Genomic DNA, 23,620 nt, shown 5'->3' with positions numbered 1-23,620 from the left:
TAAGTTGCCGTTCTTAAACTAAGATTACCTATTTTCTGAACGTTTGTGCTTAAGGGAGTCAATAGGGTCTTTATCTGAAAAATCCGGAGGATCACTAATATCAACCATCTCAATAAATGATGAGGTAGGTCTTTTTATAATATGTCCTACGGATAAAGCCTCATCGCAACAACTTATAGTTTCATTTGAGTCGGCAATTATTAAGCGCTCCTGAATACTTCCGGTTATTCCTCCACTATCGTAGGATACAATAGATATAGTTAAATTGCTATTTGGAATTGTTTGAGTATATTTCTCAATTATCTCGCGTTCATCGCACGATTGGATCAATACTGATACAACCAGTATTAAACACATTGAAACAAGCTTTTTGAGCTTCATGATAGGTTAGGTTCGTTTTCTAATTAAACCTAAATCTACAATAAATAATAAATATTTACGCGTACCTTCTTTTCAGCAAAGCATAAAACTTTTCGGTAGTTGTAGCTTTGGCTTGCCAGTTGTTTTTGGTTACGTAGTTGGTGGTTAAAAAGCGTTCGGCTTCGGCAAAGCTGTTAAAGCGGTTCAGTATATCAATGGCTTCGCTGTAGGCCAGGCTGTAACCGTTAAATAAGTCCTGCACGTAAAGCAGTTTGTCGTTCAGGGTAATGGCGGCTTTCAGGTCGCTTATTGGCGCGCCAACAGGCGGGGCGCTTTTTTCGGCCATTTGTACCGATATACGCTGGTTTATGGTGAATACCTGCTCCTCCTTTTTATCATCAACCGCTATGGTTTGGGCTACAACAACAGGTGGCACTTCCTGCACGGCAGGTTTTACCGGTTCAGGCTCCGGCTCAACGGCAACGGGTGGCGCTGGTGGGGCAGGTACAAAAACAGGCGTTTCGATTTTTGGTTCCGGCTGATCAGCCTCAACCTCTATCACCTCGTCTTCCTCAAATAATTCAGGTTCCTCAGCAGGTTGTTCCTCATCGTCCCAGTTATCATCGTTATCATCCATCACCAATTCGTGGCGTATGGTGCCATCGGCATCAATGGTGGTATGGTCGTCGGGTTGTGCTTCTTCCTCGTGGTCAATAAACGGCGCGGGTTTTGGCGTGTCCTTTAGTTCGTTGGTTACAATGGGCCTTAGCTGCTGTACCACAGGCTCAAAAAACTTTTGCTCGTGCACCTCGGTCGGTTTTGGGGCAACGGGTTTAACCGGCTCCGGTTCAGCATCGTCAATTGGTTCCGGCTCTATAATTTCAACTTCGGGCTCAGTTATTTCGGGTTCTTCTGTTATTTCAGGTTCTTCAACAGGCTCGGGTGGCAAAAATTCGGTGGCCTTAGGCTGTTCAACCTTTTCAAACGCGGGGATTGTATTTTTTTCAGCATTAAAAACCTGCTCAAAGGCAGGTACTTCAATATGCTGTTCAATATTTACCTGCACAGGCTGGTGCTGCGGCAGGGCAGGTTTTTCGTTAACTATCTGTGCGTTAATTTTGCGGAGGATATCGGCATGATCCATCAAAAAATGGGCATTGGCCACAAACAGCTCCAGTTCAAGCTCGTTAAGTTGTGATGTATCTTTTTTCAGGTAATCGTATTGTTCGTTCAGTTCGTTTAATATAGCGCCTATCTTGTTAAATACATCCTGTTGCTTCATAGCTTGTTATAAATAATACCTATCAAAAATAACATTAAATTCTGATATTAGTTTCCAATTTAACTGTCAAAAAGCGTGTTTAACGAGGAAATATTCAAGCGTAAGAACGAAACCGGGGGAAGTATTGAAGTGATCTGCGGATCAATGTTTTCGGGCAAAACCGAGGAGTTGATGCGCCGTTTAAACCGTGCGCGCATAGCCAAACTCAGCGTGCAAATATTTAAACCCAAGACAGATACACGCTACGATGAGAACGCCGTTGTATCGCACAATATGCAGAGTTTTCCCTGCGTATCTATTGACAATTCGGCCTCCATACTGCTGTTTTATAATAACGAGCAGGTGGTGGCTATTGATGAGGCACAGTTTTTTGATACCGAACTGGTTGAGGTTTGCAACACGCTGGCCAACCGTGGTGTGCGCGTAATAATTGCCGGGCTTGATATGGATTTTAAAGGCCGTCCCTTTGGCCCCATCCCTGCACTGATGGCCGTGGCCGAATCTGTAACCAAACTACATGCTGTTTGTGTTAAGTGCGGTAACCCGGCATCGTTCTCGTACCGCCTTGCGCCAAACGAGGAAAAGATAATGCTTGGCGAAACCGAACACTACGAGCCACGCTGCCGACACTGTTATTTTAGTTAATTGATAGTTTTTATAGCCTCAATTTAAAACAAAAAGCCCCCTGTTAATTGTTATAAGCTGTAGTTAAGCATTTGTGAGTGATGATTAACGCCTGTAACATTAATTAAAGTATTTACTGTTTTGAACCATGGCTAAAAAGGTATTTGTGATCGAAGACGATCGCGACATTCGCGAAACTATTGTTTATGTGCTTGAAGAAGAAGGGTTTGAGGTGCTATCTTCAGAGAGTTCAAAACTGCTCCGATCCGTTGATACCGAAAAGCCCGACATTATTTTGCTCGATAACTGGCTTACCGAGTGGAAAAGCGATGCCAGCGGCCAGCAACTTAGTAAGGAGCTTAAAACCAACCCGGCAACAAGCCATATACCGGTTATCATTATATCGGCAGTAAGTAATGTTAAGGAAATTGCCGAGGCCGGTTTGGCCGATAGCTACCTCATGAAACCCTTTGATGTTAGCGAACTTGTTAACCTTGTAAATAAATTTACCGCGTAAAGGTTAGCTTAACAAACACCTGCATGGCCGGTGTAAAATGTATATATTAGCCGATACAATTACTATTGACCGATGAACAGCCAACAGTTGCTGGATATACTTTCACTATCAGACAAAGCGACCGCGATATATACTTCTGAGGATATTATTATTGAGTTTGCCAATGAGGCCATGTTAGGCTTTTGGGGCAAGGATAGTAGTATTATGGGCAAGCCCATGCGCCAGGCCGTGCCCGAATTGGTAGGCCAACCCTTTCTGGATATTTTACGGAACGTTTGGCTCAGCGGCGATACTTATATAGATACCAACGCCTATGCAGAGTTATTGGCTGATGGCAAGATGCGCGGCTATTATTTCGATTTTGAATACCGCGCTATTAAGCACCCATCGGGCGAAATGCGTTGTATTTTGCATACCGCCGTTGATGTTACCGAGCGGGTATTGCATCAGCAGGAAATAATAGAAATTAGGCAGCGCGAAAAAGACCTGGGCGATGAACTTGCCGCCACCAACGAGGAACTCTCGGCATCAAACGAGGAACTGGTATCAACCAACGAGGAGCTAAAGGAATCGTACGATAGTTTGCAGCTTTTAAACCAATCGCTTAGCGAAAGCGAGGCCTGGTTTAGGGAGATGGTTAACCAGGCACCGGTAGCCATTGCCGTGCTTGATGGCCGCGAGCTGATCATTGATACCGCTAACGCCTTCATCCTGCAAATATGGGGCAAAGGCCCCGAGGTTATTAATCAGCCTTTGCACATTGCCTTGCCCGAGTTGCAAGGGCAGCCGTTTTTGCAGATACTGGATGATGTGTATGCCACCGGTGTGCCGTTTTTTGGTAGCGAGGTAAAAGCATCGCTGGTGCGCCAGCGTGGGCTTGAGGATGCTTACTTTAACTTTGTTTATCACCCTTTAAAGGATAGCGGTGGTGATACCGTGAGCATTATAGTGGTAGCAACCGAGGTTACCGACCAGATATATGCCCGCCGCCGTGTGGAGCATAGCGAGCACCGCCTTAACCGCATGGTTATGACCTCGCCCATAGGCATGACCATTTTGAAGGGCCGCGAACTGGTTATCGAAATTGCCAACCAAAACATGCTCAACATCTGGAACCGTACAACCGACCAGGTGACCGGCAAACGTATACTCGAAGTTTTCCCTGAGTTGATAGGGCAACCCTTTCCGGATATGCTGCAACGCGTGTTTGATACCGGGCAGCCATTCGCGATGGACGAGATAACCGCCGATGTAGGCATGGCCGATGGTACCATTGTGCAATACCACCTCGACTTTAGTTACGACCCACTGTTTGATGCCGATGGCAATGTAGAGGCCATACTGGCTACCGTGAATAACATTACGGATAGAGTTGAAGTGCGCAAGCAAATGATGCATGAGCAGGAGCGCAGTCGCTTAGCGGTAGAGGCATCACAACTGGGTACCTTTGATATGGATATTGCTGAGGGTATATTGGATTGGGATGATCGTTGCCGTACGCTGTTCGGCGTATCGCACAATGGGCCGGTTACCTATGAGCACGATTTTGTGATGGGCTTGCACCCTGATGACCGTGAGCGGGTGCAACAGGTTATCAACCTCTCGTTCAGCAAAGCCGCCAGCAATGGTAACTACGATATAGAATACCGCACTATTGGCTTTGAGGATAAAAAACTGCGTTGGGTAAGTGCCAAGGGCAAGGTATTTTTTGATGAGCAGGATCAGCCTGTACGCTTTTTGGGTATTGTGCTTGACATCACCGACAAAAAGGAGGACGAGCAGCGCAAAAACGACTTTATAGCCATGGTAAGCCATGAGCTGAAAACGCCGCTTACATCGCTCAAGGCCTACATACAGGTACTACAGGCAAAGGCACTCAAGGCCGAAGATAAGTTTGCCGGTGGCGCGTTGGATAAATCGTTACTACAGGTTAACAAGATGAATACCCTTATCAAGGGTTTCCTGGATGTGGCACGCCTTGAATCGGGCAGTATAAATCTGGATGTTGAACAGTTTGATCTCAACGTGCTAATAAAGGAAGCGGTTGAAGAAGCGGCCATCACTATGGATTCGCACGATGTTATTTTTAACGCGCAGCAACCTATCCAAATTAATGCCGACCGTGAAAAAATAAGCCAGGTACTTAATAACCTTATCAGCAACGCTACCAAATACTCGCCGCGCGGCAGCGATATCGAGATAAATAGCTACAGCCATGATAATGTTGCGGGTGTTTCTATAACAGATAAGGGCATAGGCATTGGGGCTGATGATATTGAAAAACTGTTTGACCGCTTTTACCGGGTAAACAGCGCGCATACAAAAACCATAGCGGGCTTTGGCATTGGGTTATACCTTTGTGCCGAGATCATCAGGCTACATAAAGGGCGTATTTGGGTAGAGAGTGAAAGTAGCCGCGGAGCTACTTTTAAATTTGAGATACCACTTACGTAATTATTTACGTAAGTGCTTACATATTTCGGTTCTTGAAGTAAAATAGCACGTTACGCAAGCTATCCAACTTTTCGGGCTCCATATTTTTTACGGGGATAGATAGTACCGATGCCATGGTATCAACATCACCACCTTTACGGTCGTTATAAGTTTGTACTATAATATCAGCATCTGCCGTGCGTAACTTAATGGTTCCGCTGGTTACGGTGCCCAGGTAATCCATATCATCCAATCGCTGTAAATGGAACGAGAAATACTCCTGCTTACCGGTTTGATAAGTTCGCCGCATCCGGATGAACGCGTTTGAACTTAGGGTGAGTTCCCACTTTTTTAGTTTGCCCGAGGCGTTGGCATCATAGCATTGCGTAAAGCAGCGGTTGCTCCAGCCCAGCATTTTAAGCTCGGAGGCATCAGGGTCAAAACCATAATTAACGTTACTGGCAAGCATAAACAGGCCGGTAACCATGTACTTTAAACGCCCGCGCATATGTGGTTTTAACATGACAACAAAATCCGGTATCTAATTTAACAAATTAATAAATTTGCACATGCAATTTTCCGAAAATTCGAGAGTGTGGATATATCAGTCGAACAGGCAATTATCTGATGCTGAAACGGTTGATATTCAAAAAAGTTTAACAGAATTTACCAACATCTGGACGGCGCACAACAACCAGCTTAAAGCCGGTGCCGAAGTACGCTACAACCGCTTTTTAATATTGATAGTTGACGAGGAACAAGCCGGTGCCAGCGGATGCTCCATTGATAAGTCGGTACGCTTTATGCAGCAGCTGGAGCAGGAATATAACATTAACCTTTTTGACCGTTTTAACATGGCTTATCGTGATGGTGATGCTATACTATCGGCCGATCGTGCCGGGTTTGAGCAACTTATAAAACAAGGCACCGTGAATACCGAAACCATCGTATTTAACAACCTCGCCAAAAACGTTACCGAACTAAACACCAAATGGGAAGTGCCGTTTAAAGCAAGCTGGCACGCGGGGGTTTTTAGTCATTAGTCAGTTGTCATTAGTCATTGGTTAGCTGTCATTGGCCAATTGTCATTAGGTGTTTTTTATTTAGTTATAGATTTCGCTTTACTATCTATTTGTTATCTTTATTTATGGCAATGGTCAGTTAAAATGACGATTGACTGATTACCAATGCCTGATGACAACTGACCAATGACTAATCACTAATCCCCATGCCCAGCTACGACCCACGCATTGACGCCTATATTGATAAGTCGGCTGATTTTGCAAAGCCTATTTTGCTGCACCTGCGCGATTTGATACACCGTACCGTGCCCGAAATTACGGAAACCACCAAGTGGAGCATGCCGTTTTTTGATTGCGATGGCCCGGTATGTTACATAGCAGCATTTAAGCAGCATTGTGCTTTCGGGTTTTGGAAAAGCGGGCGGTTGAGCGATCCGTATAAGATATTGGACGAAGAGGAAGGCAGCGGCGCGGGTAGTTTCGGCCGCATAGCCAGTATTGCTGATTTGCCTGCTGATGATATACTGATAGAGTATATTGCCGAAATGGTTTCCATAAATGCGCAGGAAGTTAAGAAACCCGCTGCCAAAAAGCCTGTAGTAGCCAAGGCACCTCAGCCAACGCCCGAAACACCGGCCTACTTTATGGAGCTGCTGGCCAAAAACCCGCAGGCTATGGATGTGTTCGAAAAGTTTAGTCCATCAGCCAAAAAAGAATACATCACCTGGTTTGCCGAAGCCAAAACCGAGGCCACCCTGCAAAAGCGATTAGAACAGGCCATTGAATGGATAAGCGAGGGCAAGCAAAGGCACTGGAAATATAAATAATAGTCTACTTTTACACATGGCATTCGGACGAAACAGCTTTCACTTTACATCAAACCTGGCAATGGCTGATGTTAGGCAAAGGCTCCGCAATAATACACTCATTAAAAAGACTCTGATACGCGAAAAAACCAATAAGGCATTTATCGGCACTGTTGATGCTAATGGATTCTATATCATATCATCATCAGCCCTGGGAGTAGCCTGTACGCTACGTGGCCAGCTAAGCCGGGGCAACGGAAAGAATAATACCCACATTGATATTGAAACACGCACACAGCGTGTATTTATTTGGCTATTGGCTGTATGGATGGTAGTTGTAACCGCGGCGGCCATTGTGCCCGGTTTGCTAAAGACAACCTATAGGTTTACGCCCATGCCTTTTGTATTGTTGATGTTCGGGGCGGCTGCCTTCAGATTATTTATACATGGAACGTATATTATGGCTCGCAATAAGGCTATCAATCAGTTTAAGCAGGTACTTACCGCTTAAGCTATCTGCTGCTTTATTATCAGGTTATAAACGGCGCGCACATCAGTTATAAACTCAAGCGTGGGTGCCTGGGGGCGTTTAGTGCCGGGCCAATTACTCTGACCAAAAATCGATGGAAAGGAATTGTTGCTGTTAAAGGTGATGGTGCCGCTGCCATCTTGTTTTTCAATGATGCTGATATCTTGCAGGCTTTTAATATTCAGCGTAACCGTTTGCCCTTTGATGCCACCATTTTTAATAATGACGCGTTTATCGGTAACGGCATATAACGTTTTTCCACGTTTATAGCTGTCGTAAAAAAATCGCCCAACCGTAATGTATAATCCTGCACATACAAAGGGTATCCCGAAAAAAAGTAGAAAGTATGGAGCCCCAGACATAAAAACACCCACAAACCAAAAAATAGCGAACCCTGCCCAAAAAATACTGAAAGGAATAAACAAAGCATCCGACTTACGAAACTGAATACCTGCTTTGGGTTTACCCACCCATAGCTGTTTTTCGCCGGGTAATATTTCGGCCTGTATTTCATGGCTCAGGCTCAGGTCGGTATTGATGATCATGATAAGGTTAAGTTTTGTATGCTACTAATATATGTTTTAAAAACTCAATGGCCCCAGTCTGCGCATATTTTTTCGTATCAGATACTGGCGGTGGCGCACATACCTGCTCGGCTTAGTGGCCGACCATTTTAACGGGCTCGGGAAGATGGAAGCTATTGCTGCCGCCTGCCTTTGTGTTAAATTTGATGCCGATTTATTGAAGTAGGCCTGCGCCGCGGCTTCGGCACCGTAAATGCCATCGCCCATTTCAATTACGTTGAGGTAAACCTCCATAATGCGCTGCTTGCTCCAAAATACCTCTATCAGCACCGTAAACCAGGCCTCTAATCCCTTCCGTAAAAACGAGCGACCCTGCCACAAGAATACGTTTTTTGCAGTTTGCTGAGTTATGGTGCTGCCACCTATCAGCTTTTTACTGTGCATGTTCTTGTCAATGGCTTTTTCGATAGCATGCAGATCAAAGCCGTGGTGTTCTAAAAACAGCTGATCTTCGGCAGCTACGGCGGCGCGCTTCATATTGTCGGATATTTCGTCAAAATCCTTCCAATCCTTGTCTATCTTCCAGGTTTTACCGGCATCCTTACGCTCAAATCCTCGCTCTATTATCAGCCACGTAAACGGCGGGTTAACGAATTTGAACAGCAGCACGCCAAACAAACTCGCGCCTACAAAAAATATAAAAGCCAGCTTAACAATGCGCAGCAGCAGGCGCACTATACTATTTTTAACAACACGTTTACGCTTCATAAAAAAAGCAAATTACAAAACAAAGGGTGCCCGGTAAAATACCAAACACCCTTTGTGTAAATTATTATGAGTATCCCTTTTCAAAGCCCTCTCCTTTAGGGGAGGGTTGGGTGGGGTACTTACTCAGCTACTACCTCGAAAGGAACTTTAACCTTAACTTCTTTGTGCAGGTTAACGTTGGCTACATATTCGCCAAGTACTTTTGGTTCCTGATCGAAAGTGATACGACGACGATCAACCTCGAAGCCTTCTTTTTTCAATGCATCAGCAATTTGGATAGTGTTGATAGCACCGAAAATTTTACCGGTTTCTCCGGCTTTAGCGCCAATGGTAAGTTTTACACCTTCCAGTTTAGCGGCGATAGCGTCAGCATCTTTACGAATTTTTTCTTGTTTGAACTGTGCTTGCTTCAGGTTTTCAGCTAAAACCTTACGTGCAGATACAGTTGCTAATATAGCATAACCCTTAGGGATAAGGTAGTTACGGCCATAACCTGGCTTAACGCTCACTACGTCGTCTTTATCGCCCAGGTTTTTTACATCTTGTTTTAAAATAAGTTCCATTACTTGTTACCTCCTGATTATTTTAATGAATCTGTAACGTAAGGCAACAAACCGATGTGGCGTGCACGCTTAACAGCCTGGGCTACTTTACGCTGAAACTTTAATGAAGTACCTGTTAAACGGCGAGGTAATACTTTACCCTGATCGTTAACAAATTTTAAAAGGAAGTTAGCATCCTTGTAATCGATATACTTGATACCGTTCTTTTTAAAACGGCAGTATTTTTTACGGTTATCCTCCACTTTTGGAGCGGTAACGTATTTAATCTGATCGTTTGCCATTAGCCTGCTGCCTCCTCTGTTTTAGTTTTCTTTTGATTGAAAGCACCGCTACGTTTCTTCTCGTTGTAAGCAATGGCGTGTTTGTCCAATGCAATGGTCAGGAAACGCATAACGCGCTCATCACGTCTGAATTCAACTTCCAATTTGTTAATTAAATCACCCGGAGCCTTGTATTCAGTTAAGTGATAATACCCTGTTGTTTTCTTTTGAATAGGGTACGCTAATTTTTTCAAACCCCAATTATCCTCCTGGACAATTTCGGCTCCGCCATCAGTTAAGATCTTAGTGAATTTGGCAATCGCCTCTTTCGCTACTTCTTCTGACAGCAACGGGGTAAGAATTACTACGGTTTCGTACTGTTGCATTTGTTTGTTAATTTGTTATCTTCCCGCTATTAACGGGGCTGCAAAAGTAATAAGTTTTTTTCAATCAATCAAATATTCAATAAGTTAATAATCAGTTATCGCTGCTAATGTTATATTTGCGGTATATTAAAGGAATACAATAACCTGAACTGAATCAAAATGAAAAAACTATTACCCCTGCTGCTGGTGATCCTATCAGCGTTTGCATTTTCGGCATCGGCACAAACTGAAACAAAACCAGGCCCTGCCGAGCAAAAATTATTAGACTCATTATGCAATGCTTTAAACAAACTTGATCTGAGTGCTGTAAAAACAAAACAACAAGCTACTGAACTTTTCATGAACACCTTTTCATCATATGCTGATCAATTAATTGATGTTGCAACGGAAAAAGGCGTAAATCCGGCCGATCAACCGGCAATGCGTACAGTGGGGCAGTCTATAGGTATCAGTTTAGTAAAACAAAAATGCCAGGGATTTATTAAATTATCCATGATTATGGCAGGCCAGCAAAACGAACAGGAAACTGGTTCAAAAACCATAACGGGCACATTTAAACGTGTTGATGTTAAAGGCTTTAATTATATTGTGATATCAACTCCGGGTGGCGAACAATCATTTTTGTGGTTAAGGCAATTCCCGGGGTCTGAAAAATTCATGACCGGTGCTGCTACAAAATTCGCAGGCAAAAAACTAACTATAACTTCTGAGGAAATTGAGGTTTACCTGCCCACTGCCAAAGGTTATTACAAAGTAAAAGAAATTAAAGGCATCGATATACTGTAATAAATTCAGCGGCAATTTTGCATGTTTGTGTTATAGGAATTTAAAAAACATGCAAACGCAACTATATAATAATAACGATATCGAATTGCGCCATTCAGGCATTATCATCAATACCGTATTGCTTACTCCCGGTGAGGACGACGACCTGGAAGGTGATTGGGATGATGAGGACGACGAAGTGTTTGACGACCTGATGGGCACAGGAAACGATTTGCACCGCATACGGCAGGAAAACAACTGGGACGAGATAGACGAGGATGACGACGATCACCTGCCCGATGATGATCTGCAATAAATATTTCTAAATCAGCCATTTGCTTTTTAAATTGGGCACGGGTAAATTAGTACCACGTTAAACCTAAAGAAAAGCAAATGGCTATTCCACAATCAATACTGGATTATAACGATCAGCAAGACTCTGCCGACCGGGAGATATGCCACCTGCTGGCCAATGAAATTACAGCAAACCTACCCGAAGCCGAATCAAAGATATGGCATGCGCACCCGGTTTGGTTTCTGGATGGTAACCCCGTTGCCGGTTATAGCAAACTGAAAGGTAATGTGCGATTACTGTTTTGGAGCGGACAATCATTTGACGAGGCCGGTTTGCAAAACGAAGGCAAATTCAAAGCCGCCGAAGCCCGCTATACCTCAGCATCACAAATAAACACTACCGACCTTAAACGCTGGCTCGCCAAAGCCCGCGATATACAGTGGGATTATAAGAATATTGTGAAGCGCAAAGGAGTTTTGGAGAGGTTACCCCTCCCTAACCCTCCCCGAGGGGGAGGGAATTCTATATAACTATTTTCACTTCAAATAACCCCATAACCCCGCAAGAACGCTTATAGTTTATTCCTCTCTCCTACGGAAAAAGCTTACACCACAATATTTACTATACGTCCTTTAACTACAATGAGTTTTTTAGGGGTTTTACCATCAAGGTATTTTTGCACGTCGGCGTTTGCAAGAACCAGGGCTTCAATATCTTTTTGATCAAGACTCAGTGATATACTCAGGTTCATTTTGGTTTTGCCGTTTACCGATATCGGGTAGGCAAACTCATCCTCAACCAAATATTCGGGGTTAAATGTTGGATATGCAGCGTACGATAATGTACCGGCGGCATTGCCCAGCAGCGTCCAAAGCTCCTCGGTGATGTGCGGTGCGTAAGGTGCCAGTATGATCACCAGATCCTGCAATATGGCGCGCTTGTTACACTTCAGGTCGGTAAGCTCGTTCACAGCTATCATGAAGCTTGAAACTGAAGTATTGAACGAGAAACGCTCAATATCTTCTTCCACCTTGCGAATGATCTTGTGTAGCGATTTCAACTCGGCTTTGGTAGGTGCCTCATCTGTTACGCGGAAATTCCATTGTTCATCATGGAATAAGCGCCAAAATTTACGCAGGAATTTGAACACGCCCTCAATACCATTGGTATTCCAGGGCTTGCTTTGCTCCAGCGGACCAAGGAACATCTCGTACATACGCAATGTGTCGGCACCGTACTGGTTTGCTATGTCATCCGGATTCACAACGTTGTAATAACGTTTTGACATTTTCTCTACCTCATGTCCGCAAACGTATTTGCCGTTCTCCAAAACAAATTCAGCGTCGGCAAATTCAGGTCGCCATGCTTTGAATTTATCTAAATCTAAAACATCATTTTTAACAATATTCACATCTACGTGTATTGGTGATGTTTTATGATCTGCCAGTAAGCCGTGTGATATGAATGTGTTAGTACCACGGCCTTCGGCATCTATCAGGCGATAAACAAAGTTACTCCTGCCTTGAATCATGCCCTGGTTGATCAGCTTCTTGAAAGGTTCTTCCTCAACTACAAAGCCGATATCCTTTAAAAACTTGTTCCAAAAGCGACTGTACAGCAGGTGCCCGGTGGCATGCTCGCTGCCGCCAATGTACAGGTCAACATCTTTCCAGTACTCAATGGCCTCTTTTGAGGCGAATTCCTGGTCGTTATGGGCATCCATGTAACGGTACCAGTACCAGCTTGAACCTGCCCAGCCAGGCATGGTGCTTAGCTCATACTCACCCTCCGGGTGTTTCCAATCTGTAGCACGACCTAATGGCGGCTCACCGGTTTCGGTTGGGAGGTATTTATCAATTTCGGGCAGTAATAATGGCAACTCGGTTTCGCTGATCAGGTATGGTAAACCATCTTTAAAATATACCGGCACCGGCTCGCCCCAATAACGTTGGCGACCAAAAATGGCATCACGCATACGGAAGTTTACCTTGGCTTTGCCCGCGCCCACTTCTTCCAGCTTGGCAACTACGGCAGCGGTAGCTTCCTTATAAGCTAATCCGTTTATAAAATCGGAGTTGATGTATTTGCCTTCCTTGGTCGGGTCGGCTTCGGTTTCAATATTTTGTATGTCGATAATGGGTACTATCGGCAGGTTAAAATGCTTGGCAAACAAATAGTCGCGCTGGTCACCCGATGGAACGGCCATTACAGCGCCAGTACCATAACCGGCCAAAACATAGTCGGCTATCCAAACCGGTATTTTTTCGCCGTTAAGCGGGTTAAGCACATAGCTGCCCGTAAATGCACCCGATACGGTCTTGGTATCGGCCATACGGTCAAGCTCACTTTTCTTTTTAGTTTGGGTGATGTAGGCCTCAATGTCAGCCTTTTGCTCGGGCGTGGTCAATGCCTCCACCAACTCATGCTCAGGGGCTATCACCAAAAAGGTAACACCAAAAATGGTATCAACACGGGTGGTGAAAACCTCTATATAGTCAGCAGTGATCGGTGATTGGAGAGTCGTTTTATCGATACCAAATCTCACACTCGCGCCTGTGCTTTTGCCTATCCAGTTGCGCTGCATTTCTTTAAGCGGTTCCGGCCAGTCAATGGTGTCGAGGCCTTGCAGCAGGCGTTCGGCGTAGGCCGTGATACGCATGCTCCATTGCATCATCTTTTTTTGCTCAACAGGGTAACCGCCGCGCTCGCTAAAGCCATCTTTCACCTCGTCGTTAGCCAATACAGTACCCAGGGCGGCACACCAGTTAACGGTGCTTTCGCGCAGGTAGGTAAGGCGGTATTTTAATAATTCTTCCTGCTGTGTTTTGTAAGGCAGGGCCTTCCATTCATCGGCAGTAAAGGTCAATGTATCTTCATCGCTCACGGCATCAATACCTTTTGAGCCCGATGTTGCAAAGTGCTCAACCAGTTTCTCAATGCTTTCGGCCTTACCCGCGGCTTTGTTGTACCACGAGTTGAACAGTTGCATAAATATCCACTGCGTCCATTTATAATAATCGGGCGAACTGGTGCGTACCTCACGGCTCCAGTCGAACGAGAAACCTATCTGATCCAACTGGCGGCGGTAGGTAGCAATGTTATCTTCGGTAGTAACTGATGGGTGCTGTCCGGTTTGTATGGCGTATTGCTCGGCAGGTAAACCAAACGAATCATAACCCATTGGATGCAACACGTTAAAACCACGTAAACGTTTGTAGCGCGCAAAAATATCCGACGCGATATAGCCCAGCGGGTGACCAACATGCAGCCCCGCCCCCGATGGGTAAGGGAACATATCCATTACGTAATACTTAGGCTTTGTGCTGTTGTTTTCAACCTTAAAGGTTTGGTTGTCGGCCCAAAACTGCTGCCACTTCTGTTCTATATCTTTAAATTGATAATCCATATACCTGTACTCCAAAAAATGCGTTGCGAAAATAACAAAGTTTGCCCATAACCGACTACTAAAAGGTTGATTAGGTTGATTAAGTTGATTGATTGAGTAGTATTTAGCCTTTTATGGCTTAAATTTGAGTAATGAGTAACCATCCTAAAAACTACCGCCCCCTTCGCCCCGAATGGATACCGGCTGCCTATCGGGAAGATAAGGTAAGTAATGAACCTATTGTACCGCTTGAACGGCCGGTTGTAAGTGGGTTTAGGAAGAAAGAGCTAAAAAAGGGGTTGGTTAAGAAGTTAAGGTAGATGAGTGTTTGGTGCCTTGAAGAAATGCTTGCTAAACCCCTCCCTAACCCTCCCGAGGGAGGGAATTGTTACCAACACGATAAAACCAAAGCACAAACCGTAAATAACCTATCCTACCGGCATCAGAAATGCCCGGAGTAGCACAATCCCTGCCAAAGCACACCCTTTCACCGGGCAGGGCGTAGCCGGCAGTTTATCTTTGGTTACTTTCTTTTTTCTGCAAAAAAGAAAGTGACAACCACTAACGATCATAAAGTACATCCTTGTGCTCATGAGCAGTAAATTTGCTTTAATTGAGTGGTTGTGCTTTTAGAAAAGAGCTGTGCTTTTATTATCGTCAGTCTGCTCTTGGCCCAGAGGCCAGTTACTTTGCCTTAGACACAAAGTAACCAAAAGTCAAGGCAGAAAAAACCTTCATCCGCACAGGCCATGCTCCCTGGCCCGGTTTTCTGCCAGGCCACCGCTCTTTTTTTGAAGAACATAATTATATTAAAGTCCTCCCCTTTGGGGAGGATTTAGGAGGGGTTGTACGAGGAGAAATTTGTCGCTTTGCAATGAACGTGTGCAGATTTCTCGCTATCGCTCGAAATGACAGGTGGGATAATCCTCTATAAAAAAAGCGTCCTTGCGAGGTACGAAGCAATCTCTTTAGGACATTCCTTAAGCCAAATCGCTCGATGATTGCTTCGTACCTCGCAAGGACGCGGTGGAGAAATTATTGTAAAACCCTTTACCCTCTTTTACCACCTCCAGGCCTGGCACCGCTTATGCCGCTGCTTCCGCCTTTGCCTTTGTTGGCTCCTCCGCGGTTATTGTTGCTGCGGCGCTTGTTGTTGCGCTGCCTTTCGGCTGATGATGGTTTGTTGTGGTTTGGCTGCTTTTTCAGATCGTTCAATATGCGTTGCTGGCTGGTAAGCTCCGGCAGCGGGTAAGGGTGCGAATCGTTAACAGGTACTTTTACAGCTATCAGCTTTTCAATATCCTTCAAAAATTCCTTTTCTTCCTCATCGCAAAAAGAGATAGCCTTGCCGCTTGCTCCAGCACGACCGGTACGGCCAATGCGGTGTACATAGGTTTCGGGTATGTTAGGCAACTCATAGTTGATCACAAAGGCCAGCTCATCAATATCAATACCACGGGCGGCAATATCGGTAGCTACCAGTACACGTGTGGTACGGGCCTTAAAGTTGTTCAGGGCACGCTGCCTCGCGTTTTGCGATTTATTGCCGTGGATAGCCTCAGCAGTGATACCAACCTTGTTTAGGTCTTTCACCACCTTATCGGCACCGTGTTTGGTGCGGGTAAATACCAGGGCGGTGGCTATGGTTTTATCCTGTAGTATAAAGTTCAGCAGGCTTTTTTTATCGCCTTTGGCAACAAAGTACATTTCCTGCTGTATGGTTTCGGCGGTTGATGATACCGGGGTAACCTCAACACGTTCGGGCTTGTTCAAAATGCTATCGGCAAGTTGCTGTATCTCCTTTGGCATGGTGGCCGAGAAGAAAAGCGTTTGCCTTTTAGCCGGCACCTTGGCAATGATCTTCTTAACATCGTGCACAAAACCCATGTCCAGCATACGGTCGGCCTCGTCCAGTATCAGCATCTGTATATGGTCAAGGTGAATAAAGCGCTGGTTCATCAGGTCCAGTAATCGGCCCGGAGTAGCTACCAATATATCAACACCTTTTTTCAGGGCATCAGTTTGCGGGTTTTGCGATACACCACCAAAAATCACCAAATGCTTTAAGCCGGTATGTTTACCGTAAGCGCCAAGGCTATCGCCAATTTGAATGGCCAGCTCACGCGTTGGTGTAAGTATAAGGGCCTTAATGGTTTTTTGTTCGCGGTGTTGCTGGCGTTGCTGGTAAAGCAATTGCAGCGTAGGTATTGAAAAGGCCGCTGTTTTACCTGTACCTGTTTGGGCACAGCCTAACAGATCCTTTTTTTGTAGTATGATGGGTATTGATTGTGCTTGTATGGGGGTAGGTTGAGTATAACCCTCGGCTTGTAACGCCTTTAATATAGGGTCAATTAAATTAAGTTGCTGAAATGACATTTATTATAAATTATTTGCTGGCTGTGTGCTTTATCTGAGCCATTATGGAGGCTATACGCCTGTAAGCGAGCGGGTGTGTAAATTTTCACAAAGATACAATTAATTATTCAACAACTCATTAGCGCTTTATTAGCATAAAAACACGATATTTCTTTACTGTTAGCTGTAACGTATTTTTTATTATAGCGTCTATTAAAGAGTGAGCAAGCTTTTGTGTTAAAATTCCCGTGCTTTTTAATTATATCGATATATTTATATTCTAATTAATCAACTGTTTATGACCTCACAATTAATCAAGCATTTATCGTTAAGTGTTGCGGGGCTGCTTTGTGCCCTGTGCACCGTAGCGCAACCCAAGCTACCCGAAGGCTACTTTTGGAAAAAATTGCCTAACGGCCTCGAAGTAGTAGTAATTGAGAACAGTAAGGTGCCCCTGGCCACCATCGAGATCGCTGTAAAGAACGGCGCCTACACCGAAGGCCCGGAATACAGCGGCCTGTCGCACTTATTTGAGCACATGTTTTTTAAGGCCAATAAGGATTATCCTGATCAGGAGAAATTTTTGAAACGCACGCAGGAGCTGGGCGCCATTTGGAATGGTACTACCGATGTGGAGCGTGTTAACTACTTTTTCACCTTTGATCGCGACAGCCTGAAAGCCGGTTTAAAATTCATGAACGCGGCCATCCGTTTCCCGATATACCGTGAGGAAGATATGACCAAGGAGCGCCCGGTGGTTGACGGTGAGTTTCAGCGTGCCGAAAGCAGCCCATACTTTCAGCTTTGGTACGAGGAGCAAAAGAAATTGTGGGGCGACCTGGTAACCCGCAAAAACCCGATTGGCGACCACGAGGTGATCAACACGGCCACTCCGGCAAAAATGATGACTATTAAGGATAAATACTATTTCCCGAACAATAGTGTGCTGGTTATTTGCGGCGATGTTAAGCACGATGCCGCCTTTACCCTTGCCGAAGGCATTTTTGGCGATTGGGCCTCAAGTGGTTTTGATCCGCATGTTAAATACCCTGTACCTCCGTTTAAGCCGCTTACCAAGGATGAATTCATTGTAAAGGAATCAACCATAGCCAAGGCGCCTTACATGATGTACTCATGGCATGGACCGTCATACCAAACTGATTCGGCCGCTACTATTGCTGCCGATATATTCTCAACCATTGTGGGTCTGAACTCGTCAAAACTACAGCAGGCATTGGTTGATAAGGGTTTGGCGTCGTCGGTAGATGTTAACTACAGCACATGCAAATATGTAGGCCCTATTACTGTTAGCATTGAGCCAAGCAGCCCTGAAAAGATAAAGGAATGCCACGAAGTGCTGATGAAACAGATAGCCATGTGGGATAAGGCCGATTACTTTACCGATGAGCAGCTTAAGGATGCCAAGGCCATTATGCTGCGCAACAGCCTTCGCCGTAAAGAAAAACCATCATCATTAGCCAGCCAGCTTACCTACTGGTGGTGTACCGCTACGCTGAACTACTTTACCGACCTGGATGACAACTACCAGAAAGTAAGCCGCCAGGATATCAAGAATTATATTGATAAATACATCATCGACAAACCAAAGGTAGCAGGCGTTATACTGCAACCCGAAGTAAGTAAACAATACAATGTAGCTTCGTTTTTTGTAGCTAAGTAAACCCTAAATTTTATTACGATGAAGAGATACATATTCGCGATACTGCTTGCTGCGGCAGCAATATATACACAACCGGCATCGGCGCAGGACGAGGCTTACGAAATGATGGTGAGCGGCGTAAAAGTAATTGTACAGCCTACCAAAAACGAGATTGTTGAGGTGCAAACCGTTATTAAAGGCGGTGTACAAAACTATCCGGCATCAAAAATCGGCATTGAATCGCTGGCCATGACAGCCCTTACCGAGTGCGGTACCGATAAGCACGACAAAAACAGCTTTAAAAACGAACTGGATAAAGTGAGCGCGCAGGTGTATGGCTATGCCGCCAAAAACTATTCGGTTATACGCATGAATTGCCTTAAGGGTGATTTTGATACCGTTTGGCCTTTATATGTTGAGGCCATGACCGAGCCTAAGTTTGATGCAACCGAGTTTGATCGCATCAAAAAGGTAGCCATTACCCGTTTAAAGTCAGAGCAATCACAACCCGACGCGGCCATTGATAAATTTGCCGACAGTATTGCCTTTAAAGGCCGTAACTATGCTAAAGATCCATCAGGCAGTGTGCCTATTATCAGCAAGCTTGGTCCGCAGGAAACTAAGGCTTATTATGAGTCGGTATTCACCAAATCGCACCTATTGGTGGTGGTTGTAGGTAACCTTGACCGCGCCATTATTGAAAGCAAGGTAAAAGCTATGTTGGGCGGTGTAAAACAAGGCGCGCCATATACCTTTAAAAAGGAATTCTTCCGTCCGTTGAAAAATTCGTTTAATGCTGAGTCGCGCGATCTGGCAACCAATTACGTAGAAGGTTTAACCAGCGGTCCGCTACCGGGCATGCCTGATTATGATGCCTTTAGCGTAGCCATGCGTATTTTCGCTAACCGCCACTTTTTGGATGTACGTACCAACAACGGCCTGTCATACGCGCCGCAATCATGGTTCAGCGCGGGTGCTACATCAGCAGCACGATTCTCGGTATCAACCACTCAGCCTGATAAATATATAGCCGTATTTGACAAACTGGTTGACAAGATAAAAACCGACGGCTTTAAACCCGACGAAGTAGCTGATATGAAGGTTACCTACCTTACCGGCTTTTACTATAAAAACGAAACCAACAGCGCGCAGGCATCTTCAATGGTATCAAACGAGGTATTGTTCAATAACTGGAAACGCTCGTTAACCATGGTTACCGATGTTAAAAAGCTAACGCTTGACGAGGTTAACAACGCATTCCGCAAATATATTGGTAACACCATTTGGGTGTATCAGGGCGATCCTAAAAAGGTAACGCCTATAATGTTTATTAACGGCACGCTTAAAAAAGGCGATAACCCGGTAAGTCACTAACACATCTCACTATCCGAAAAAAAGAGAATGCCCGTGAAAGCGGGCATTTTTATTTTGTACCTGTCGGGATGTAAAACCATATGCGCAATGGTATTGTTGCTCAATAAACATCAACCATGAAAAAAGGCGACACCGTACACTGGAACTGGGGCAGCAGCGAAGCTGAGGGCAAAGTTGAAAAGAAACACACCGACAAAGTACAGAAAACCATAAAAGGCAGCAAAGTAACCCGCAATGCCAGCAAGGATAATCCTGCTTACGAGGTTAAGCAGAAAGATGGTGGCAAGGTATTGAAATCAGAAAGTGAGTTGAAGAAGGGTAAGGCTTCTTAAAGCCTGTCCGAATGGGAGGTTTAAAAAATAAAAAATGTCATTTCGAACGAGGTACGAGGAGAAATCTGTCGCTTGATTATGAACGCAGATAGATTTCTCGCTTACGCTCGAAATGACAAGATTAGATAGAGCGTTACTAAGACCCGATCAATCTTTTGGAACAGTTTGTGAACCCCTCCCTACCCTCCCCAAGGGAGGGAATTAATATTACTTCATCAAGCAAAAGCACAAACCGCAAATAACCTATCCTACCGGCATCAGAAATGCCCGGAGTAGCACAAGCTCTGCCAAAGTACAAACTTTCACCGGGCAGGGCGTAGCCGGCGACTTTTGTTTCTTTTGGTCGCTCAAAAGAAATTGAGGACAGGTAATGAACTTCGCTTTATTGAATGTTTATGCCTTATTTCAGAAGTTGTGCTTTTACCATCGTTAGCCTGCTCTTGGGCGCAGAGCCCAGTTACTTTACCTTAGATGCAAAGTAACCAAACATCAAGGCAGAAAAAACCTTCCACCCGCAAGGCCATACTCCCTGGCCCGGTTTTCTGCCAGGCCTACGCGCTTTTTTATATTTAAAGTTTTTATAGAAGTCCGCCCCCTCGGGGAGGATTTAGGAGGGGTTACACGAATAATGTGATACCCTACGATATCTTATCCCACGATAGCCCTGCATTTTTTGACTGTGTGGCCTGGTGGAGTATTTGGTTTTCGGGGTTGATGAGTTGGGGGTCTTTTTCGAAGATCTCCTCAACGCACTTGCGTACCTGTATCAGCAGTTGCTGATCTGTGGCGAGGTTGGCTACCTTGAGGTCGAGCACACCACTTTGCTGGGTGCCTTCAATATTACCGGGGCCGCGAAGTTGCAGGTCGATCTCTGATATTTCGAAACCGTTATTGGTTTTCACCATCGTATCCAACCGTATGCGACCATCATTACTCAGCTTGTTGCTGCTCATCAGTATACAGTACGATTGCTCGGCACCACGCCCTACCCTGCCCCTTAACTGGTGCAATTGCGACAGCCCGAAACGCTCAGCATTCTCAATGATCATTACCGAAGCATTAGGCACATTAACGCCCACCTCGATCACGGTAGTGGCTACCATAATTTGTGCAGTGCCTTTAATAAATTGCTGCATCTCCGCTTCTTTTTCAGCAGCTTTTATTTTACCGTGTACGATGCTTGTTTGGTATTTCGGCCGTGGAAATTCCCTTTGCATCACCTCAATACCTTCTTCCAGGTTTTTAAGGTCGAGCTTTTCGCTCTCCTTTATCAGTGGATAAACCACATACACCTGGCGTCCTTTGGCAATCTCATCCCGCATCATACCGAACATGCGCAGGCGCTGGCTCTCGTAAAAATGTACGGTTTCAATAGGTTTACGTCCGGCGGGTAGTTCGTCAATTACGGATACATCGAGGTCGCCGTACATGGTCATGGCCAAGGTGCGGGGTATTGGGGTGGCCGTCATTACCAACACATGCGGCGGCACTATATTTTTGCGCCATAGTTTTGAGCGCTGCTCCACACCAAAACGGTGCTGCTCGTCAATTACCACAAAACCCAGGTTTTGGTATTGTACGGCATCTTCAATAAGTGCATGGGTACCTATCAGTATCTTGAGTTCGCCGTTGAGCAGGCGCTCGTGTAATACTTTACGTTGCTTTTTCGGGGTCGATCCTGTCAGCAGGTCAACCTCAACCAAACCCTCGCCTACCAGACTTTTAATGGTTTGGTAATGCTGATTGGCCAATATCTCGGTAGGTGCCATCATACAGGCCTGAAAGCCGTTATCAATGGCTATCAGCATACTCATTAGCGCTACTACGGTTTTGCCGCTGCCCACATCACCCTGTAGCAAGCGATTCATTTGCACGCCACGCTGTGTATCTATCCGCATCTCCTTAAGTACACGTTTCTGCGCATTGGTTAGCGGAAAGGGCAGCCTATCGTTATAAAAACCATTAAAGTACTGGCCAACCTTATCAAATATATTACCCTTAAACTTTTGGGTGCGATGCAGCTTGTTCTTCAACAACTTGTATTGTAAAAAGAAAAGCTCCTCAAACTTCAAACGGTTCTGCGCTTCGTTCAGTTTATTGGCATCATCAGGGAAGTGCATTTGCCTGTAGGCTTCCTGCCTGTCCATCAACCGGTATTTGTTGATGATGTATTGGGGCAGGTTTTCTTGTAGGTGGCGAGCCTGTTCCTCTATCAGTATAGCGGTAAGTTTTTGTATGCCCTTGCTATCTAAGCTGAACTGCTTTAATTTTTCGGTAGAATTATAAGCGGGTTGCAGGGTTAAGTTGCCCTGCCGTTTGATGGCCTGCGGCGAGTACTGCTCCATCTCCGGGTGCGACATTTGCGGGCGCCCGTTAAACATACCCGGCTTGCCGAATATAATATAGGCCTTGCCAACACGCAAACTTTTATCAACCCAGGTAACACCCTGAAACCATACCAGCTCAATGGGCCCGGTATCATCCTGCGCTTGTACTACCAGGCGTTTGGTGCGCTTTTCGCCGATGATCTCTTTACGAAGCAACCGCACGATCACCTGCACATAAGGCATTTCAGGATTTATATCCTTTACCTTATAAAACCGGGTACGATCAATATACTTATACGGAAAATACCGAAGCAGATCGGCATAGTTGAATATAGCAAGCTCCTTTTTAAGCACTTCGGCACGTGCCGGGCCTACACCTTTTAAATATTCAATAGGCGTTTCAAAAGGGGATGTGCTCCTGCTAAGTTCCAAATAATGTAAATTGTATTAAGTGTTATGCAACCAATGCAACTACCGATATTTCAACATTCACATTTTTAGGCAAAGCGGCAACCTGTACTGTTTCGCGTGCCGGGAAGTTGTCGGTAAAGTATGAGCCGTACACTTCGTTAACAGCGGCAAAATCATTCATATCCTTTAAAAAGATGCCTGTTTTAATAACGCTGCTAAAATCGGCACCGGCTTCGGTTAGTATGGCTTTCAGGTTTTCCATTACCTGTGTAGCTTCGGTTTTTACATCATCAAGCACCAGCTCGCCGGTAGCGGGGTTAAGGGCTATTTGGCCCGATACAAATAAGAATCCGTTAGCTTTTACGGCCTGGCTGTATGGGCCAATTGGCGCTGGGGCATTGGTAGTGTTTATTATAGTCTTCATTTTTTGAGTATAAACCAGTCGATAATTTTCCAGATGATACCACCGGCAAACATGATGATGGCTATGGCATTAATAATATGCATCACCTTTAAATTAAAGTTTGTTGGCCTGTTCGGGTCTTTTTTCCGGAAGAAGTACATAGGGCAAATTTAATAAAAAAAGAAGGCTCCGGGTTATCCGGAGCCTTCGATATGATCTTTTAAAATTGATCTTTCAGA

The 23,620-nt window shown here is 45.0% G+C and carries 26 protein-coding genes; 13 read left to right on the top strand and 13 right to left on the bottom strand.

All coding sequences use genetic code 11. The features are described from left to right. Window positions 1-24: 24 nt before the first annotated feature. Both IM792_RS05790 and IM792_RS05785 read right to left on the bottom strand, forming a co-directional pair. Entirely contained in the window at window positions 25-381 is a 357-nt protein-coding gene (locus IM792_RS05790) for a hypothetical protein (protein ID WP_194100897.1), read from the bottom strand. A 55-nt stretch (window positions 382-436) separates the two neighbouring features. Continuing rightward, the gene (locus IM792_RS05785; protein WP_194100896.1) at window positions 437-1,642 is read right to left on the bottom strand and encodes a hypothetical protein; all 1,206 of its coding nucleotides are present in this window, start codon (window positions 1,640-1,642) and stop codon (window positions 437-439) included. 75 nt (window positions 1,643-1,717) lie between these two features. Between IM792_RS05785 and IM792_RS05780 the strand changes: the two genes are divergently transcribed. From IM792_RS05780 to IM792_RS05770, 3 genes are all read left to right on the top strand, one after another. Next, window positions 1,718-2,287: a thymidine kinase gene (locus IM792_RS05780; RefSeq protein ID WP_194100895.1), complete on the top strand. Its 570-nt coding sequence runs from the start codon at window positions 1,718-1,720 to the stop codon at window positions 2,285-2,287. A 127-nt stretch (window positions 2,288-2,414) separates the two neighbouring features. Next, complete coding sequence (locus tag IM792_RS05775) at window positions 2,415-2,783, top strand: response regulator (RefSeq protein WP_194100894.1); 369 nt, start codon at window positions 2,415-2,417, stop codon at window positions 2,781-2,783. A gap of 72 nt (window positions 2,784-2,855) precedes the next feature. Then, complete coding sequence (locus IM792_RS05770; protein WP_194100893.1) at window positions 2,856-5,237, top strand: PAS domain-containing protein; 2,382 nt, start codon at window positions 2,856-2,858, stop codon at window positions 5,235-5,237. Window positions 5,238-5,253: 16 nt separating this feature from the next. Here IM792_RS05770 and IM792_RS05765 read toward each other — a convergent pair whose 3' ends face one another. After that, entirely contained in the window at window positions 5,254-5,739 is a 486-nt protein-coding gene (locus IM792_RS05765) for a hypothetical protein (protein WP_194100892.1), read from the bottom strand. Window positions 5,740-5,785: 46 nt separating this feature from the next. On the opposite strand from IM792_RS05765, the gene IM792_RS05760 reads away from it, so the two are divergent. The 3 genes from IM792_RS05760 to IM792_RS05750 all read left to right on the top strand — a co-directional run bounded on the left by IM792_RS05760 (window position 5,786) and on the right by IM792_RS05750 (window position 7,555). Continuing rightward, entirely contained in the window at window positions 5,786-6,259 is a 474-nt protein-coding gene (locus IM792_RS05760) for an ABC transporter ATPase (RefSeq protein WP_194100891.1), read from the top strand. A gap of 185 nt (window positions 6,260-6,444) precedes the next feature. Further along, window positions 6,445-7,065: a YdeI/OmpD-associated family protein gene (locus IM792_RS05755; RefSeq protein ID WP_194100890.1), complete on the top strand. Its 621-nt coding sequence runs from the start codon at window positions 6,445-6,447 to the stop codon at window positions 7,063-7,065. A 16-nt stretch (window positions 7,066-7,081) separates the two neighbouring features. Beyond that, the gene (locus IM792_RS05750) at window positions 7,082-7,555 is read left to right on the top strand and encodes a hypothetical protein (protein WP_194100889.1); all 474 of its coding nucleotides are present in this window, start codon (window positions 7,082-7,084) and stop codon (window positions 7,553-7,555) included. On the opposite strand, the gene IM792_RS05745 is transcribed toward IM792_RS05750, so the two are convergent. The 5 genes from IM792_RS05745 to rpsF form a co-directional block, all read right to left on the bottom strand. Next, the gene (locus IM792_RS05745) at window positions 7,552-8,118 is read right to left on the bottom strand and encodes a PH domain-containing protein (RefSeq protein WP_194100888.1); all 567 of its coding nucleotides are present in this window, start codon (window positions 8,116-8,118) and stop codon (window positions 7,552-7,554) included. The two genes, IM792_RS05750 and IM792_RS05745, sit on opposite strands and share 4 nt — an antisense overlap. A gap of 36 nt (window positions 8,119-8,154) precedes the next feature. Beyond that, window positions 8,155-8,865 carry a monofunctional biosynthetic peptidoglycan transglycosylase gene (gene mtgA / locus IM792_RS05740; RefSeq protein WP_194100887.1) on the bottom strand — a complete coding sequence of 237 codons (711 nt, stop codon included), beginning with the start codon at window positions 8,863-8,865 and terminating at the stop codon, window positions 8,155-8,157. Window positions 8,866-8,984: 119 nt separating this feature from the next. Continuing rightward, the gene (gene rplI, locus IM792_RS05735) at window positions 8,985-9,428 is read right to left on the bottom strand and encodes a 50S ribosomal protein L9 (RefSeq protein ID WP_194100886.1); all 444 of its coding nucleotides are present in this window, start codon (window positions 9,426-9,428) and stop codon (window positions 8,985-8,987) included. A gap of 17 nt (window positions 9,429-9,445) precedes the next feature. Further along, a complete protein-coding gene (gene rpsR / locus IM792_RS05730) occupies window positions 9,446-9,709 on the bottom strand; it encodes a 30S ribosomal protein S18 (RefSeq protein WP_095705209.1) in 264 nt (87 codons plus the stop codon). Next, window positions 9,709-10,074: a 30S ribosomal protein S6 gene (gene rpsF / locus IM792_RS05725; protein ID WP_194100885.1), complete on the bottom strand. Its 366-nt coding sequence runs from the start codon at window positions 10,072-10,074 to the stop codon at window positions 9,709-9,711. The genes rpsR and rpsF overlap by 1 nt, the downstream gene beginning before the upstream one ends. Window positions 10,075-10,233: 159 nt before the next feature. Here rpsF and IM792_RS05720 point away from each other — a divergent pair, with 159 nt between their 5' ends. The 3 genes from IM792_RS05720 (at window position 10,234) to IM792_RS05710 (ending at window position 11,664) form a co-directional block, all read left to right on the top strand. Beyond that, window positions 10,234-10,860, top strand: coding sequence for a hypothetical protein (locus IM792_RS05720; protein ID WP_194100884.1), 627 nt, complete (start codon window positions 10,234-10,236; stop codon window positions 10,858-10,860). A gap of 49 nt (window positions 10,861-10,909) precedes the next feature. Then, a complete protein-coding gene (locus tag IM792_RS05715) occupies window positions 10,910-11,155 on the top strand; it encodes a hypothetical protein (RefSeq protein ID WP_194100883.1) in 246 nt (81 codons plus the stop codon). A 77-nt stretch (window positions 11,156-11,232) separates the two neighbouring features. Further along, window positions 11,233-11,664 (top strand): DUF1801 domain-containing protein, encoded by a 432-nt coding sequence (locus tag IM792_RS05710; RefSeq protein WP_194100882.1) that lies wholly within the window; start codon window positions 11,233-11,235, stop codon window positions 11,662-11,664. Between the two features lie 74 nt (window positions 11,665-11,738). Here the strand turns inward: IM792_RS05710 and leuS are convergent, their stop codons facing one another. Continuing rightward, a complete protein-coding gene (leuS, locus tag IM792_RS05705; RefSeq protein ID WP_194100881.1) occupies window positions 11,739-14,540 on the bottom strand; it encodes a leucine--tRNA ligase in 2,802 nt (933 codons plus the stop codon). Window positions 14,541-14,671: 131 nt separating this feature from the next. Here leuS and IM792_RS05700 point away from each other — a divergent pair, with 131 nt between their 5' ends. Continuing rightward, window positions 14,672-14,839, top strand: a complete 168-nt coding sequence (locus tag IM792_RS05700; RefSeq protein ID WP_194100880.1) for a hypothetical protein — start codon at window positions 14,672-14,674, stop codon at window positions 14,837-14,839. Between the two features lie 730 nt (window positions 14,840-15,569). On the opposite strand, the gene IM792_RS05695 is transcribed toward IM792_RS05700, so the two are convergent. Beyond that, on the bottom strand, window positions 15,570-16,895 hold the full coding sequence (locus tag IM792_RS05695) for a DEAD/DEAH box helicase (RefSeq protein ID WP_194100879.1): 1,326 nt from the start codon (window positions 16,893-16,895) through the stop codon (window positions 15,570-15,572). 277 nt (window positions 16,896-17,172) lie between these two features. Between IM792_RS05695 and IM792_RS05690 the strand changes: the two genes are divergently transcribed. The 3 genes from IM792_RS05690 (at window position 17,173) to IM792_RS05680 (ending at window position 20,240) form a co-directional block, all read left to right on the top strand. Next, on the top strand, window positions 17,173-18,555 hold the full coding sequence (locus IM792_RS05690; protein WP_194100878.1) for a pitrilysin family protein: 1,383 nt from the start codon (window positions 17,173-17,175) through the stop codon (window positions 18,553-18,555). 18 nt (window positions 18,556-18,573) lie between these two features. Beyond that, the gene (locus IM792_RS05685; RefSeq protein ID WP_194100877.1) at window positions 18,574-19,908 is read left to right on the top strand and encodes a pitrilysin family protein; all 1,335 of its coding nucleotides are present in this window, start codon (window positions 18,574-18,576) and stop codon (window positions 19,906-19,908) included. A gap of 116 nt (window positions 19,909-20,024) precedes the next feature. Further along, window positions 20,025-20,240 carry a DUF2945 domain-containing protein gene (locus IM792_RS05680; RefSeq protein ID WP_194100876.1) on the top strand — a complete coding sequence of 72 codons (216 nt, stop codon included), beginning with the start codon at window positions 20,025-20,027 and terminating at the stop codon, window positions 20,238-20,240. 638 nt (window positions 20,241-20,878) lie between these two features. Here the strand turns inward: IM792_RS05680 and recG are convergent. From recG to IM792_RS05665, 3 genes are read right to left on the bottom strand one after another with little or no spacing between them, the layout of a single operon-like run. Further along, the gene (gene recG / locus IM792_RS05675) at window positions 20,879-22,999 is read right to left on the bottom strand and encodes an ATP-dependent DNA helicase RecG (protein WP_194100875.1); all 2,121 of its coding nucleotides are present in this window, start codon (window positions 22,997-22,999) and stop codon (window positions 20,879-20,881) included. Window positions 23,000-23,021: 22 nt separating this feature from the next. Next, window positions 23,022-23,402 carry a RidA family protein gene (locus IM792_RS05670; RefSeq protein ID WP_194100874.1) on the bottom strand — a complete coding sequence of 127 codons (381 nt, stop codon included), beginning with the start codon at window positions 23,400-23,402 and terminating at the stop codon, window positions 23,022-23,024. After that, window positions 23,399-23,542 (bottom strand): DUF6728 family protein, encoded by a 144-nt coding sequence (locus IM792_RS05665; RefSeq protein ID WP_194100873.1) that lies wholly within the window; start codon window positions 23,540-23,542, stop codon window positions 23,399-23,401. Before IM792_RS05665 ends, IM792_RS05670 begins: the two co-directional genes overlap by 4 nt. Window positions 23,543-23,620 lie beyond the last annotated feature (78 nt).

The organism is Mucilaginibacter sp. JRF (assembly GCF_015223065.1).
In the GTDB taxonomy this organism is placed as follows: Bacteria; Bacteroidota; Bacteroidia; order Sphingobacteriales; family Sphingobacteriaceae; genus Mucilaginibacter.
The sequence above is the reverse complement of the archived record's forward strand: the minus strand, read 5'-3'. Positions and strand labels throughout refer to the sequence as shown.

Bases quoted from the DNA above. Each gene is read 5' to 3' on its own strand.
- IM792_RS05690 (WP_194100878.1), top strand. From the start codon at position 17,173: ATGACCTCACAATTAATCAAGCATTTATCGTTAAGTGTTGCGGGGCTG.
- IM792_RS05720 (WP_194100884.1), top strand. From the start codon at position 10,234: ATGAAAAAACTATTACCCCTGCTGCTGGTGATCCTATCAGCGTTTGCA.
- IM792_RS05700 (WP_194100880.1), top strand. From the start codon at position 14,672: ATGAGTAACCATCCTAAAAACTACCGCCCCCTTCGCCCCGAATGGATA.
- IM792_RS05695 (WP_194100879.1), bottom strand. From the start codon at position 16,895: ATGTCATTTCAGCAACTTAATTTAATTGACCCTATATTAAAGGCGTTA.
- IM792_RS05770 (WP_194100893.1), top strand. From the start codon at position 2,856: ATGAACAGCCAACAGTTGCTGGATATACTTTCACTATCAGACAAAGCG.
- IM792_RS05710 (WP_194100882.1), top strand. From the start codon at position 11,233: ATGGCTATTCCACAATCAATACTGGATTATAACGATCAGCAAGACTCT.
- IM792_RS05785 (WP_194100896.1), bottom strand. From the start codon at position 1,642: ATGAAGCAACAGGATGTATTTAACAAGATAGGCGCTATATTAAACGAA.
- IM792_RS05745 (WP_194100888.1), bottom strand. From the start codon at position 8,118: ATGATCATCAATACCGACCTGAGCCTGAGCCATGAAATACAGGCCGAA.
- rpsR (WP_095705209.1), bottom strand. From the start codon at position 9,709: ATGGCAAACGATCAGATTAAATACGTTACCGCTCCAAAAGTGGAGGAT.
- IM792_RS05760 (WP_194100891.1), top strand. From the start codon at position 5,786: ATGCAATTTTCCGAAAATTCGAGAGTGTGGATATATCAGTCGAACAGG.
- IM792_RS05775 (WP_194100894.1), top strand. From the start codon at position 2,415: ATGGCTAAAAAGGTATTTGTGATCGAAGACGATCGCGACATTCGCGAA.
- IM792_RS05680 (WP_194100876.1), top strand. From the start codon at position 20,025: ATGAAAAAAGGCGACACCGTACACTGGAACTGGGGCAGCAGCGAAGCT.
- rplI (WP_194100886.1), bottom strand. From the start codon at position 9,428: ATGGAACTTATTTTAAAACAAGATGTAAAAAACCTGGGCGATAAAGAC.
- mtgA (WP_194100887.1), bottom strand. From the start codon at position 8,865: ATGAAGCGTAAACGTGTTGTTAAAAATAGTATAGTGCGCCTGCTGCTG.
- IM792_RS05790 (WP_194100897.1), bottom strand. From the start codon at position 381: ATGAAGCTCAAAAAGCTTGTTTCAATGTGTTTAATACTGGTTGTATCA.
- IM792_RS05685 (WP_194100877.1), top strand. From the start codon at position 18,574: ATGAAGAGATACATATTCGCGATACTGCTTGCTGCGGCAGCAATATAT.
- IM792_RS05670 (WP_194100874.1), bottom strand. From the start codon at position 23,402: ATGAAGACTATAATAAACACTACCAATGCCCCAGCGCCAATTGGCCCA.
- IM792_RS05750 (WP_194100889.1), top strand. From the start codon at position 7,082: ATGGCATTCGGACGAAACAGCTTTCACTTTACATCAAACCTGGCAATG.
- IM792_RS05715 (WP_194100883.1), top strand. From the start codon at position 10,910: ATGCAAACGCAACTATATAATAATAACGATATCGAATTGCGCCATTCA.
- rpsF (WP_194100885.1), bottom strand. From the start codon at position 10,074: ATGCAACAGTACGAAACCGTAGTAATTCTTACCCCGTTGCTGTCAGAA.
- leuS (WP_194100881.1), bottom strand. From the start codon at position 14,540: ATGGATTATCAATTTAAAGATATAGAACAGAAGTGGCAGCAGTTTTGG.
- IM792_RS05665 (WP_194100873.1), bottom strand. From the start codon at position 23,542: ATGTACTTCTTCCGGAAAAAAGACCCGAACAGGCCAACAAACTTTAAT.
- IM792_RS05755 (WP_194100890.1), top strand. From the start codon at position 6,445: ATGCCCAGCTACGACCCACGCATTGACGCCTATATTGATAAGTCGGCT.
- IM792_RS05765 (WP_194100892.1), bottom strand. From the start codon at position 5,739: ATGTTAAAACCACATATGCGCGGGCGTTTAAAGTACATGGTTACCGGC.